Source organism: Mycobacterium sp. 48b (genome assembly GCF_048282725.1).
In the GTDB taxonomy this organism is placed as follows: Bacteria; Actinomycetota; Actinomycetes; order Mycobacteriales; family Mycobacteriaceae; genus Mycobacterium.
The window spans coordinates 6,344,593-6,357,838 of the sequence record NZ_JBLVUL010000001.1; the positions used below are offsets into that span (position 1 = coordinate 6,344,593).

General features: G+C 66.8%; 12 protein-coding genes. 5 read left to right on the forward strand and 7 right to left on the reverse strand.

The window, feature by feature from the left end:
- Positions 1–11 precede the first annotated feature (11 nt).
- Positions 12–899: a cyclopropane mycolic acid synthase family methyltransferase gene (locus tag ACNQR1_RS31030; RefSeq protein ID WP_418049371.1), complete on the forward strand. Its 888-nt coding sequence runs from the start codon at positions 12–14 to the stop codon at positions 897–899.
- Here ACNQR1_RS31030 and ACNQR1_RS31035 read toward each other — a convergent pair.
- The gene (locus ACNQR1_RS31035) at positions 896–2,143 is read right to left on the reverse strand and encodes a KasA/KasB family beta-ketoacyl-ACP synthase (RefSeq protein ID WP_418049372.1); all 1,248 of its coding nucleotides are present in this window, start codon (positions 2,141–2,143) and stop codon (positions 896–898) included. The genes ACNQR1_RS31030 and ACNQR1_RS31035 overlap by 4 nt on opposite strands.
- A gap of 138 nt (positions 2,144–2,281) precedes the next feature.
- On the opposite strand from ACNQR1_RS31035, the gene ACNQR1_RS31040 reads away from it, so the two are divergent.
- Positions 2,282–3,115: an NYN domain-containing protein gene (locus ACNQR1_RS31040; RefSeq protein WP_418049373.1), complete on the forward strand. Its 834-nt coding sequence runs from the start codon at positions 2,282–2,284 to the stop codon at positions 3,113–3,115.
- Here ACNQR1_RS31040 and ACNQR1_RS31045 read toward each other — a convergent pair.
- Positions 3,102–4,301 (reverse strand): galactokinase, encoded by a 1,200-nt coding sequence (locus tag ACNQR1_RS31045; protein ID WP_418049374.1) that lies wholly within the window; start codon positions 4,299–4,301, stop codon positions 3,102–3,104. The two genes, ACNQR1_RS31040 and ACNQR1_RS31045, sit on opposite strands and share 14 nt — an antisense overlap.
- A complete protein-coding gene (locus ACNQR1_RS31050) occupies positions 4,213–5,247 on the reverse strand; it encodes a patatin-like phospholipase family protein (RefSeq protein ID WP_418049375.1) in 1,035 nt (344 codons plus the stop codon). The genes ACNQR1_RS31045 and ACNQR1_RS31050 overlap by 89 nt, the downstream gene beginning before the upstream one ends.
- Positions 5,248–5,362: 115 nt before the next feature.
- Here ACNQR1_RS31050 and ACNQR1_RS31055 point away from each other — a divergent pair, with 115 nt between their 5' ends.
- The gene (locus tag ACNQR1_RS31055; RefSeq protein WP_418049376.1) at positions 5,363–6,538 is read left to right on the forward strand and encodes an FAD-binding domain; all 1,176 of its coding nucleotides are present in this window, start codon (positions 5,363–5,365) and stop codon (positions 6,536–6,538) included.
- Here the strand turns inward: ACNQR1_RS31055 and ACNQR1_RS31060 are convergent.
- On the reverse strand, positions 6,535–7,875 hold the full coding sequence (locus ACNQR1_RS31060; protein ID WP_418049377.1) for a cytochrome P450: 1,341 nt from the start codon (positions 7,873–7,875) through the stop codon (positions 6,535–6,537). The two genes, ACNQR1_RS31055 and ACNQR1_RS31060, sit on opposite strands and share 4 nt — an antisense overlap.
- A gap of 96 nt (positions 7,876–7,971) precedes the next feature.
- Positions 7,972–8,184 carry a hypothetical protein gene (locus ACNQR1_RS31065; protein ID WP_418049378.1) on the reverse strand — a complete coding sequence of 71 codons (213 nt, stop codon included), beginning with the start codon at positions 8,182–8,184 and terminating at the stop codon, positions 7,972–7,974.
- A gap of 351 nt (positions 8,185–8,535) precedes the next feature.
- Between ACNQR1_RS31065 and ACNQR1_RS31070 the strand changes: the two genes are divergently transcribed.
- Complete coding sequence (locus ACNQR1_RS31070) at positions 8,536–9,198, forward strand: sensor domain-containing protein (RefSeq protein ID WP_418049379.1); 663 nt, start codon at positions 8,536–8,538, stop codon at positions 9,196–9,198.
- A gap of 22 nt (positions 9,199–9,220) precedes the next feature.
- Here ACNQR1_RS31070 and ACNQR1_RS31075 read toward each other — a convergent pair whose 3' ends face one another.
- Positions 9,221–10,369 (reverse strand): fatty acid desaturase family protein, encoded by a 1,149-nt coding sequence (locus ACNQR1_RS31075; RefSeq protein WP_418049380.1) that lies wholly within the window; start codon positions 10,367–10,369, stop codon positions 9,221–9,223.
- Between the two features lie 215 nt (positions 10,370–10,584).
- On the opposite strand from ACNQR1_RS31075, the gene ACNQR1_RS31080 reads away from it, so the two are divergent.
- Positions 10,585–11,265 (forward strand): sensor domain-containing protein, encoded by a 681-nt coding sequence (locus ACNQR1_RS31080; RefSeq protein WP_418049381.1) that lies wholly within the window; start codon positions 10,585–10,587, stop codon positions 11,263–11,265.
- Positions 11,266–11,278: 13 nt separating this feature from the next.
- On the opposite strand, the gene ACNQR1_RS31085 is transcribed toward ACNQR1_RS31080, so the two are convergent.
- Entirely contained in the window at positions 11,279–13,078 is a 1,800-nt protein-coding gene (locus ACNQR1_RS31085; RefSeq protein ID WP_418049382.1) for a bifunctional serine/threonine-protein kinase/transporter substrate-binding domain-containing protein, read from the reverse strand.
- Positions 13,079–13,246 lie beyond the last annotated feature (168 nt).

A 13,246-nucleotide genomic window follows, 5' to 3' on the forward strand; every position in this document is an offset into this window, starting at 1 on the left:
GGTTACTGCGCATGGCCGACGGTATGGCGGGGACGGCCCAGCTGCGGCCGCACTTCGAAGACGTTCAAGCCCATTACGACCTCTCCGACGACTTCTTCGGGCTCTTTCAGGACCCATCGCGCACCTACAGCTGCGCGTACTACAAGAACAACGACATGACCCTGGAACAAGCGCAGATGGCCAAGATCGACCTGGCGCTCGACAAGCTGGGCCTGCAGCCCGGGATGACGCTGCTGGACATCGGCTGCGGCTGGGGCGCACTGATGAAACGCGCCATGGAGAACTACGACGTCGACGTGGTGGGCCTGACCCTCAGCAGAAACCAATACGCCTACTGCCAAACGCTTTTGGATCAGGTCGACACCGAGCGCACACATCAGGTGTGCCTGCAGGGCTGGGAGCAACTCGAGCAGCCCGTGGACCGCATCGTCAGCATCGAGGCGTTCGAAGCGTTCGGAAAGTCCCGCTACGCAGCATTTTTCGACACCGCCCACCGAGTGATGCCCGCCGACGGGCGGATGGTCATCGAAACGATCTTCACCCACCCGATCAACTACTGGCGCGAGCACGGCATCCCCATCACCCTGTCCGACATGAAGTTCACCCGGTTCATCGGCCGGGAGATCTTCCCCGGCGGTCAGCTGCCCTCCGACCAGGACATGGTCGAATTCTCCTCCGACGCGGGATTTTCCACCGACGAGCAGCAGCTGATGAACACCCACTACGTGCGGACGTTGGACACGTGGGCGGCCAACCTGACCGCGCACCGCGACGAGGCGATCGCCACCACCTCGCAGGAGGTCTACGACCGCTACATGCACTACATCACCGGCTGCGCCGACTTCTTCCGCCGCGGCATCTCCGAGGTCGCCCAGTTCACCTTCACCAAACGGCCCTAATACGCACCGAAGGCCAACGCGACGTTGTGCCCACCGAACCCGAACGAGTCGCTGATCGCATACCGGTAGTGGCCACGGCGAGGCTGATCGACCACGACATCCAGATCGATCCGCGGATCCGGGTTCTTCAGGTTGAGCGTGGGCGGGATGACCCCGTCCCGCAGGGCCTGCACCGTCAACACTGCCTCCAGCGCCCCGGCCGAGCCCAGGGAGTGCCCCAACGCCGCCTTCGGTGCGTACACCGCGGGCGACCGACGACCCAGCGCCCGGTGGATCGCCTGCGCTTCGGCCGCATCCCCGCACGTGGTCCCGGTGGCATGGGCGTTGACGTGGTCGATGTCGGCCGGGGTCAGGCCGGCGAGCTCGACGGCACGGGTGATGGCGTCACCGGCCCGCTCCCCCGTCGGGTCGGGCAGGATCGGGTCATAGGCGTCGGAATTGATCCCGCAGCCCATCAGCCGGGCCAGAATCGGGGCTCCGCGAGCTTTGGCATGCTCCTCGGTTTCGATCAGCATCAGCGCCCCGGCCTCGCTGAACACCATGCCGTCGCGGTCCCGGTCGAAGGGCCGGCAGGCCGCGGCCGGATCATCGTTGGCCGTCGACATCATCCCCAGTTGGGTGAACGCCGCGATCGGCACCGCTTCGATGCAGTTCTCCACCCCGCCGCAGATCGCGGCGTCCGCGTCGCCGAAGATCAGGCGCCGCCAGGCGTGCCCGATCGCGGCGGCCCCGGAGGCATCGCCCATCACTGGGGAGCTGACCCCGGCCTTCGCCTGCCGCTGCAATCCGACCGCGGCCGCCGGCGAATTGGGCATGTACTTCTGGATCGCCGTCGGCGGCACCGCACGCAAGCCCTTCTGCTGCCAGGTGTCGTACTGCAGGATCATTTCTTCGGTGCTGCCCAGTGCCAGACCGATCGAGACCAGCAGGCGCCGGGTGTCGATCTCGGGGGAACCGGCCGCCTCCCACAGCCGACGACCCAGCACCGTGGACATCTGCCCCATGAACGAAAGCCTGCGCCGCTCAATGCGACTCACAGCGTCGTCGAAGGTCTCGGTGAGCTTCCCCGCGATCCGCACCGGAAAGTCGAACTCGTCGACGAACGGTTCGTCCAACGAGTGGATGCCACTCCGGCCCTCCAACAACAGCGCCCACGTCACCTCGGCATCAGGCGCGAGGGGAGTTGTCGATGCGATCGCGGTGACGACAACATCGGCGAATCGACCAGCGGCCTTCGCGGGCATGTGTTGTGCTCTCGCTCTCCCCTTTACCAGCCGAAAGTTGGGCAGTGACAAACTCCACTGTATGTCCGGGCATACCCGCGTAGCAGCGGTTTCTCACAGTCGAACCCGACCCGAACACCGATACGCCAGACTGGGCACATGTCCGAACCCGCCACCCGTGTCGCGGTCTACCTCGACTTCGACAACATCGTCATCTCCCGCTACGACCAGGTGAACGGCCGCAACTCCTTCCAAAAGGACAAGGCCAAGGGGCTGGAACCCGACAAACTCACCAAGGCCACCGTCGATGTCGCCGCGATCCTGGACTTCGCCTCATCCTTCGGCACGTTGGTGCTCACCCGCGCCTACGCGGACTGGTCCGCCGACGTCAACGCCGGATACCGCGAGCAACTCGTCGGCCGGGCGGTGGATCTGGTGCAGCTCTTCCCGGCCGCCGCGTACGGCAAGAACGGGGCCGACATCCGGCTGGCCGTCGATGCGGTCGAGGACATGTTCCGCCTCCCCGACCTCACCCACGTGGTGATCGTGGCCGGTGACTCCGACTACATCCCGCTGGCCCAGCGCTGCAAACGGCTGGGCCGCTACGTCGTCGGGATCGGGGTGGCCGGCTCGTCGAGCCGGATGCTGGCCGCCGCGTGCGACGAGTTCGTCGTCTACGACTCACTGCCCGGCATCCCCACCCCGGCTCCCGAGCCCGAACGTCAGCAGCCGAAACGCAGCCGCAAGAAGGAAGAACCGGACCCGCAGGCGCAGGCCACCGCGCTGCTCACCCGCGCCTTGCAGATCGGCCTGGAGAAGGATGACGTCGAGTGGCTGCACAACTCCGCGGTCAAGGCGCAGATGAAACGGATGGACCCGTCCTTCAGCGAGAAGTCGTTGGGGTTCAAGTCTTTCAGCGACTTCCTGCGGTCGCGCTCCGATGCCGTCGAGCTGGACGAGAGCTCGACGACGCGCATGGTCAAACTGAAGTAGGGCCCGCACCCTTACCCGCATAGGTTCTGGTGATGACCGGCTCCGGATATCCGGTATCGCGCACCGCCCGGGATACCGCCTCACTGACCGCATTCACCCGCTCCTGCGGCACGAGTGCGATGACGCAGCCACCGAACCCACCGCCGGTCATCCGCGCGCCGAGTGCGCCGGCCCGCACCGCCGTCGCGGCGATCAGATCGAGGTGCGGGGTGGTGATCTCGAAGTCGTCGCGCATCGACGCATGCGATGCGGTCCAGAGCGCACCCACCGCCGCGAAGTCCGAAGTCCCCATGGCCGCAACGCAATCGAGCACGCGCTGGTTTTCGGTCAGCACATGACGCGCACGCCGGGCGGCGATTTGATCTTTCACCTTGGTGAGCTCAGACGCGGCACAGACCTCCCGAAGGGAAGCCACCCCCAGCTCGGCGGCCGCCCGCTCACACGATGCCCGCCGCTGCGCGTACTCGCCACCGGCGTGCGCGTGCCGGGCCCGGGAGTCGATCAGCAGCAGCGCCGTGCCGGTTGATTCGGGATCGAAGCGCACCGGTTGCACCGTGACGTCGCGGAAGTCGATCAGCATCGCCTGCCCGGGCTCGCCGAACAACAATGCCAGCTGATCGAGCAGTCCCGTTGGTGCACCGACGTACTCGTTCTCGGCCTGCTGGGCGATCCAGGCCTGTTCGACGCGATCGAGATCGACACCGAGCGCGGTGAGCAGCGTGCCCAGCACCGCGCATTCCAGCGCCGCCGACGACGACAGCCCCGACCCGATCTCGACCTCACTCGTGATCGTCATCGTCCCGCCCGGCACCGCAAACCCGGCATTCAGCAGCGCCCACACCACCCCGGCGACGTACGCCGCCCAGCCGGTCACGTCCCCGGGCACGGTGTCCAGACCGATCTGCACCGGCCCGTCGCCCAACGAACTCGACACCGACAGCACCCCGGACGGGTCAGGATCGAAGCGCACAAACGTCCTCTGCGGCAAGGCAATCGGCAGCGCGAATCCCCCGTTGTAGTCGGTGTGCTCGCCGATCAGATTGATCCGGCCCGGGGCGGAGTATCCGACCGTCATAGCCGAACCATAGTGCCGCGAGCTACCTGGCAGCCACCCGATGGGCCCGGCGGAAACGATCGAGATAGGCCGGCCAGTCCCAGGTGGACAGGAACTCCGTCGTCGCCGCATACCCCTTGTCGAACAGCGCCTCGGCCTCGTTGCGGCTGATGTCGAAGTCCAGCACCCCGACGTCGGTCGAATCCACCTGGATCGCACGCACCTTCACCCACGGCTGGCTCAGGTGGGCCTGGTCATGCCCGACCAGCATGGTGGTGATCAGGCTTTCCAGGAACGTCGGGCTGCCGAAGCCCAGCAGGCCCAGGCCGGGGATCAGCTGTTGGGCCGAGGGCGCCGGCAGATAGGGCACCACCGTCACCCCGAACGTCGGCCAGCGCGGCTCCGCACCGTCGGGACGGTCGAAGGAGTCGATCGGGAAGTTCGACAGCACCCCGCCGTCCACCAACGTGCACGGTTTCCCGTCAGCGGTTTCCAGCGTGACCGGATGGAACAGAAACGGGATCGCCATCGAGGCCCGCACCGCGTCGGCGACGAGCTGCTCGTCAGGGTCCAGGCCGTAGACCCGCCGGTAATCCCATGGCAGACGAACCAATTGACCGGTCGTCACGTCGGTCACCGTGACCGTCAGTCGGTAGCGCCGCTCGGGCAGCAGATTGTCGTCCTTGATGGCCAGATCGCCAAAGGTCTTGACGCCCAGGTTTTTCAGTTCGCTGCGAATCCAGTCGTACGCGAAGTCGCCGCGATAGATGCCGGTCTCACGAAGCAGGCTCCACGCGGTGCCGAGCACCGGGATGCTCTCGATCGGCCCGCTGTCGCGGAACTTGCGATACGGCACGCTCAGCGCCAATTCCCGCAACTGATCGCTGGTCGGATCGTTGCGTTGCACCGCCGCGGCCACCACCGCACCGACGAGTGAGCCGGCCGAGGTGCCCGAGATCCGCTCGATCGAGTATCCCGCGTCCTTGAGCGCGACGACGGCGCCCACCAGGCCGATGCCCTTGACCCCGCCCCCGGAAAGCACGAGGTCGGCACGGTGCGGGGATCGTTTCGCAGCCATGTCCCCAGCTTGGCACGGTCGCCTGACAATCAGCCGTAGCGTCCGACGCCGATTTCTACGGGGCGTCGAAAACAGCGCCCGGCCGGCTCGAGGCCGCCCGTAGCATCGAATGGTCATGAGAATCGCGATCAGTGGGGCCGGAGTCGCCGGGACGGCGCTCGCGCACTGGCTGCATCGCACCGGCCACACCCCGACGCTGATCGAACGCGCATCTGCGTTTCGCACCGGCGGCTACATGATCGACTTCTGGGGCATCGGCTACCGCGTGACCCGGCAGATGGGCATCGAGCCGGCCATCCGCGACGCCGGCTACGACGTGCAGTCGGTGCGGACGTTGGAACCTGACGGCGCTACCCAGGCCGAGCTCCGCGTGGACGTGTTCCGCCGCATGATCGGCAACGACTTCACCAGCCTGCCGCGCGGCGACCTGGCGGCCGCCATCTTCCGCACCGTCGAGGACCGGGTCCCGACGATTTTCGGCGACAGCATCACCGGCATCGCTCAGCACGGTGACGGGGTCCGGGTGACGTTGGAGAACGGCCCGGCCGACGACTTCGACCTCGTCATCGGCGCCGACGGCCTGCACTCCAACGTGCGCAGCCTGGTGTTCGGGCCCGAGGAACACTACGAGCATTACCTCGGCTGCAAGGTCGCCGCGTGCGTTGTCGACGGCTTTGGCGGCGGGGCCGATTCCGACGCGTACCTCACCTACAGCATCCCCGGCCGGCAGGTCGGGCAGTTCACGTTGCGTGGTAACCGCACCATGTTCCTGTTCGTCTTCCGCGACGAGCACGACGACCACGGCCTGACGCCAAAAGAGCAGCTGCACAAGCAGTTCGACGATGCCGGCTGGGAATGCCGTCAGATCCTGGCCGCGGTGGACGGGGTCGACGACCTCTTCTTCGACGTGGTCAGCCAGATCCGGATGGACCACTGGTCCGACGGCCGGGTACTGCTGATCGGCGACGCCGCAGGCTGCATCTCGCTGCTCGGCGGCGAGGGCACCGGGCTGGCGATCACCGAGGCCTACGCGCTGGCCGGGGAACTCGCCCGCGCCGGGCGCGATCACCGCCGCGCGTTCGAGAGCTACGAGTCGCTGCTGCGGCCGTTCATCGAGGGCAAGCAGGCCGGCGCCGAACGGATGCTGGGGTTCTTCGCCACCAGGACCCGGTTCGGATTGTGGTTCCGCAATGTGGCGCTGCGGGCGATGAACCTGAGCCGCCCCGTGGCGGGCCTGTTCACCGGCAGCGTGCGGGACGACCTCGACCTGCCCGACTACCGGATCGGCTAGCGGCGGCCCGACTCGGACCGGGAACTCTCCGCCGGTAGTGGCTCCCGAACCGCCCGCACGCAGATGCGCGCCCCTCGGTGCGGAACCAGCGTCACGTGCTTGACGCGCTGCCGCTCGTCGGCGGCGGTCGTGGTGAAAAGGTCTACCCGGCGCAGGATTTCGCGCAGCACCACCCGCAGCTCGACCATCGCGAACGTCGCGCCCAGGCAACGACGGTTGCCGCCGCCGAACGGGAACCAGGTGGTCGGGCCGAGCGTCGCGCCGAGCATCCGGTCCGGGTCGAACCGGTCGGCGTCGGGATAGACGTCGTCGCATTCGTGCACAAGCCCGATGCCCGGTGCCACCATCACCCCGGCAGGCAGGCGATGACCGGCCAACTCCACCGGCTGCTTCAGCACCCGGCCGACATCGAACACCACGGGCCGGATCCGCAGCGTCTCCTTGGCCACGGCGTCGAGATAGTCGTCGTCGCCGTCGCGCGCAGCCCGCACCGCCTTGTCCAGCACCGCGGGGTGGCGGGTCAAGCGTTCCAGCGCCCACGACAACGCGGTCGCGGTCGTCTCATGCCCCGCGACCAGCAGGGTCATCAACTGATCGCGCAGTTCCCGGTCGGTCATGGTGTGCCCGCCCTCATCGGCGGAGCGCACCAGCATGGCCAGCACATCGGTGCGGATCGCAATCTCCGGATCAGCCCGGCGATCGGCGATCTCGGCGAACAGCAGCCGGTCGGCCTCCTCGATGTTGCGCTGCAGGGCCCGCCACGGGAGCCGCCGCTGCAGGCCAGGACTGGCCAGGGCGAGCGTCTCCCACGGCCCAACGCTGAGCAGCCGCGGCATCACCGACCGCAACGCGGCCAGCCGAGCGGGGTCCGACGCCCCGATCACGGTCCGCAGGATCACCTCAAGGGTTATCTCGGCCATCTTGGGTGCTGCCGGAAAGGTGGTGCCCACGGGCCAGTCGGCGATGTTCGCCGCGGCGATCTCGGTCATGATCTCGGTCTGGCGGGCCACGGCGTCGCGGTGGAACGGGGGCAGCATCTGGCGTCGGCGTTGGTGGTGTTCGTCCTCGTCGATCACCAGCACCGAGGTGTCCCCGAGCAGGGAACTGAGCACCGAGTTTGCTTCCCCGGCATGGAAGATCGTGGGATCTCCGCCGAACACCACCTTGATGTCAGCGGGATCGGCCAGGTACACCATGGTGCCCATCGCAGGCACCCGCACCGTGAACACATCGCCGTAGCGGCGTCGACAGGCCGATACGAATCGCGGCCAGTAACGCAGCATCAAAAAGCCCTGCATCGACGGGGGCAACGGAGGCCCCGGAGGTAACCCCACCATTACTCCACCCTACGAGCCGTCGACCGCCGGCGGAGCGGAAGCGTGACAGCCAGAGGCCCGGACGCCGGCTGCGTCCGGGCCTCGCCTCCCCCTGGCCTACTTGGCGTGGTTGCGCTGGTGGTGGTGATGGGTCGCGGAACCGGGCTGCGGCATGTTGTGCTGGTTCGGGAAGGCCTGGTGCACGCTGACCGACGGGCCGGTGTTGGCGGCGGAAGCGTCGGCGTGAGCGGTGGCGGCACCCAGGGCGATCAGTGCGGGGGCGGCGGCGAGAGTGAAACCGGCGGCGATGCGGCGGGAGATGGTGCTCATGTCGACTCCTTTGTCGGATAAGGCTTTTGGTGTTTCTCCGGTGTGTTCCGGTGTTGAAATAAGAATGCGCCGATCCGGCCCGCGGCTGTATCGACCGACCGGACCATCCACCGGACGAACCTCGTGTCCCCCGATCGGGGGAACGGCCCGGTTGGCACGGGCGCCGCGCCGCTGCGGACTGCGGGAGTGCGCCGGTGCGCCGTTTTCTACGCCTGGGTCGTCGACCGCGTAGGCGAGCAGCCGTGGGGTAGAAAACGGCGGCAACCGAACCAGGCCGCCGGCCACCGAATTACCGTCTGGCGCATCCGACGCTCACGGTTAGGATCAGCAAACAGATCCAAGGGGGTCCCGATGGGCATCGATCCGAAAGTCGCAGGCATCGCGCTGTGCATAGTTCTGCTCGCGGCCTGCACCCCCACCGTCCACGATTCCGACGGCCCCCAGGTCGACGTCCTTGGCAGCATGATGGCCAGCGAATCCGAGATCAACACGGTGCTGAACGCCAAGGTCCGGCCGAAGACCGCGCTGCGCAGCCCGATGACCAACGCCAACTACGAGCCCATCTCCCGCCCGGAGTGCATGGTCGTCATCGGCAATGGAATGGACTGGGTCTACGGCGACAGCGGCTACCGGGCGTTCCGTGAAACCCAGCTCGCCGACGACGCCGACACCGTGGAGGTCGACCAGGCGATCGCCAGGTTCGACAACCCCAAAGCCGCCCAGGCCATGGTCGCCCGCACCCTCGACATCTGGCGCCGCTGCGGCGAGGACACCCTGATCTTCAGCTACGACGGCGGCGAAACGCAGGACGCCCGCCGGATGGGCGTGCCGACCGTGCTCGACGGAGTCGACATCACCCATGACGTGCCGCTGGATGTCGCCGACCGCCTCACCCACCGCGCGATCCTGGCTGTCGACACCTTCGTAGTCGACCTGCGGATCAGCGGCTACGACGTCACCGATCGGCAGACGGTCCAGCTGGCGAAGATCATCGCCGGTCGCAACGCACTCTGATCGGCCTACGCGGGTCTCCCGATCAGATGGGTGGCGCCGCTCGGAACAGCGATCGCCACCCCGCATTGGGCAGGGCGAGTGCAAAGATCGTCCGCAGAGTCTGCAGATACTGCTGGGCCAGCGGCCCGCTGGTGTAGGGCAGATTGTATTTCTCGCACACGTCACGCACGCGCACGCTCACTTCCGCGAGACGATTGCTGGGCAGGTCCGGGAACAGGTGGTGCTCGATCTGGTAGCACAAGTTCCCACTTGAAAAGGCCAGCACAGGTCCGGCTTTGAAGTTCGCCGCACCCAGCATCTGTCGCAGGTACCACTCGCCGCGGCTCTCCTTCCGCAGCGTTTCCGGGCCGAACCGCTGCGCGCCGTCGGGGAAATGCCCGCAGAAGATCACCAGGTACGCCCACAGGTTACGCAGCAGGTTTGCGCCCAGATTCGCGACAAGGGTTCGCTTCCAGCGCCGCCCGCTCAGCGCAGGCAGGACGACGAAGTCCTTGGCGAGCTGGCGGCCGATCTTGGTGCGCAACAGCTGCCGTGCGGCGTGTTTACCGGCTTCGGTGTCCGCCCGGTCCCGAGCGGAATAGAAGTCGTGCAGGGCGATTCCCCACTCGAAGATCATGGCCAACAGAACATTTCGCAACGGCTGAACGAGGTGCTGAGGCTCCCATTGCTGGTCGCGGCTCATCCGCAGGATGCCGAAGCCGAGGTCGTCGTCCACACCCAGCACGTTGCTGAACACGTGATGGTGGTAATTGTGCGAGTACCGCCACTGCGCTGACGGACCCACCATGTCCCATTCCCAGGTGGTGGAGTGGATCTCGGGGTCGTTCATCCAATCCCACTGGCCATGGCCGACGTTGTGCCCGATCTCCATGTTCTCAACGGATTTCGCGTAGGCCAACGTAGCTGTGCCGGCGAGCAGGCCGAGTTTCGACCGGGTACCGGCGATCAGCAGGCGTGCGGTCACCTCCAGCGCCCGCTGGAACACGATGGTGCGCCGAATGTAGGCGGCGTCGCGCGCTCCCAGCGACTCCTCGACATCACTTCGGATGGTGTCGAGCTCGGCACCGAACGCGTCGATGTCCGCGCGGCTCAACTCCGCGTAGGCAGCGATATCTCTGATTGTCGTCAGTGTTCCCGGTCCGTCTGTGTGCGGCGGCGTGGTCCGGGCCACCTGGGAGTGCCTTCAGACTAGGTGCAGATGGGCATCCCTGCCACAACGCCAGCTTGAGGTATCAACGAAAGCACGTCAGGCCTCTCCTCGGTCCCGATGCGTTGGATCGCGGTGCTGCTGTGACCGGTGTGAAAGCAGAGTCCACAGCAACGCCCCAGCGCTGCGCCAGACCCCGCTGACCGATTACGATCAGCAAACGGGATCAAGGGGGTCAGATGGATGTGAAGCGGGCGGCGATACCAGCCATCGCGGCCATCGCTCTGGCAGGTTTCACCCTGAGCGGGTGCGGGACCAGGCAAACCGAGGATGACGCCGCCCCACACGTCGACGTCCTCGGCAGCATGCTGGCCAGCGAATCAGAGCTCAACACCATCCTGGCCACCACGGACCTGCATCCCAAGACCGCGCTGCGACAGCCCGCCAGGCTCGACGCCGACGAGCACGCCTCGCGTCCGGTCTGCCTGGCCGTCATCGGCAACGCGATGGACGAGGTGTACCGCGACAGCGGATTCCGCCAGTTCCGCGAGTCCCTGTTCGCCGACGAAACCAACCGCCTCGAGGTCGACCAGGCCGTCACATCGTTCGACACCCCCACGGCCGCAAAGACACTCGTCGCCCGCACGGTGGACACCTGGCGGCAGTGCGCCGGGATCGACCTCACGATCAGCTATGCCGGCAACCGTCGGCCCAGCATCTTCGCGCTCGGCAACCCGAGCGTCGTCGACGACATCGACGTCACCAACGAGCGGTCGCCGATCAGCCCTCAGCAGGGCAGCCGCCGCGCGATCCTGGCCGTGGACAACATCGTCGTCGATGTGCGCATCACCGGAACGAACCTGACCGACGGCCAGGTGGTGCAACTGGCCAAGGCGATCGCCGGCCGCACCGCGGTGTGAGACGCGAAAAACCTCAGCTGACAGCCCCATTGATCACCGGCTGGGTGATCATGCCTTTCTCGACACCCCACATCGTGGCGATGGTGCGGTACTCGCCGGTGTTCATCACGTGCTCCAGTGCCAACCGCAACGACTCTGCCAGACCGGATCCCTTGGCCACCGGCCAGCCGTAGGGCGCGGAGTCGAACACCTCACCGGCCGGCTCCAGCGCGCCGCCGCTGAGTTTGATCGCGAACCCCGTGACGGGTGAATCGGCGGTCATGGCGTCGACCTCGCCGGCGATCAGCGCGGCCGTCACCTCGTCCTGATGGGTGCGGACCACCTTCTCGATGGGCGGCAGCCCGGCCGCCACGCACGCATCCGATTTGGCCGGGATCTCCTGGGTCTCCTGAATCGTGCTGTACGCCACCCCGATTCGCAGCCCGCACGGCGATCCAGGATCGGCCGATGCCCCGGCCCGCCGGGCCCACAGCGTGCCCGCCTGGAAGTAGGTGACGAAATCGGCCTGCTGCTCGCGCTCGGCGGTGTCGGTGATCGAGGACATCCCGGCGTTGAAGTTGCCATCCTGCACCGACGGCAGGATGCCCTCGAATCCGGTCTCGCGGAAATCGGGCACCAATCCCATGGTGCGGGTCACGGCCTTCATCAGATCGATGTCGAATCCCACGATCTCGCCGCTGGAATTCTTGAACTCGTTGGGCGCGTACGGCACATTGACGCCGATCACCAGGCGCCCGGAGTCGCGGATCTCGGATGGCACCGTCTGCGCGATCTTGTCGACGGCCCCCGTCGGCGCCTGCACCGGACCGGAGCCGGCTGAACCGACCGCATTGGCGACGCGGTCCGACCCGTCGTCGCGCAGCTGCCACACCCCCACCGCGCCCAGCGCCGCCACCACCACCGTCGCGCCCGCGATCGCGGCCACCTTCTTGGACACCCGCATCCGGGTCGGAACGCGTTGCGCCGAATGGCGTCCCGACCGCCCGGTGTTGCGCACCGGCACCGCCAACGCGTCCCGCGCCGCCGCGGCCAAGGCACCGGCGCTTTGATAGCGCTTGGACGGCTTCTTGGCCATCCCCTTGGCGATCACCTCGTCGAAGGCCGCCAGACGCGGATCCTTGTCGGAGGCCCGCGGCGCCGGGGACACCATGTGTCCGGCGATCTGCTGCTCGAGGCTGTCGGCCGGATACGGCCGCTCCCCGGTGAGGCATTCGTAGAGCACGCACGCCAATGCGTAGATGTCCGAACGCGGATCGACCTTGCCCGCGTCGAATCGCTCCGGCGCCATGTAGGCCAACGTGCCCAGGGTGCTGCCCGCGGTGGTCATGCCCGAGTCGCCCGCGGTCCGGGCCAGGCCGAAATCGATGAGGTACACGAAGTCGTTGTCGGCGATCAGGATGTTCGACGGCTTGACGTCGCGGTGGATCAGGCCGGCTGCGTGTGCCCCGTCGAGCGCCTCGGCCACCTGCTCGACCATGCCGACCACGAAGGTCGGGTCCAACGGCTTGCCGGTCTTGGTGAGCATGGCGCCGAGGTTGCGTCCCTCGATCAGCCGCATGTCCAGATACAGCCGGCCGTCGATCTCGCCGTAGCCGTGGATCGGCACCACATGCGGATTGCTCACGCCAGCCGCGGCGTGCGACTCCCGGCGGAACCGTTCCTGGAAGGTGGCATCCTGCGCCAGATGCGGCGGCAGAACCTTGAGCGCGACGATGCGGTCGGTGTCGGAATCGTAGGCCTGGTAAACCTCGCCCATCCCGCCCCGACCGATCAGCTTCTGCAGCTGATAGTGCCCGAATGGGGTCGAATCCACCGTTCAACTCCTCCGGAGCGGCCAATTCGGCGTTGGCATGTCGATCGAAGTTACATCACGTTTGCCGCATGTGTCGGCCTAGATCACATCGGGCTGGCAAAAATTGTCGCTCGTGGTGACAAATGAGACCGATGTGAATTCGTAACGGTCCAGATCGCCACCAAATGC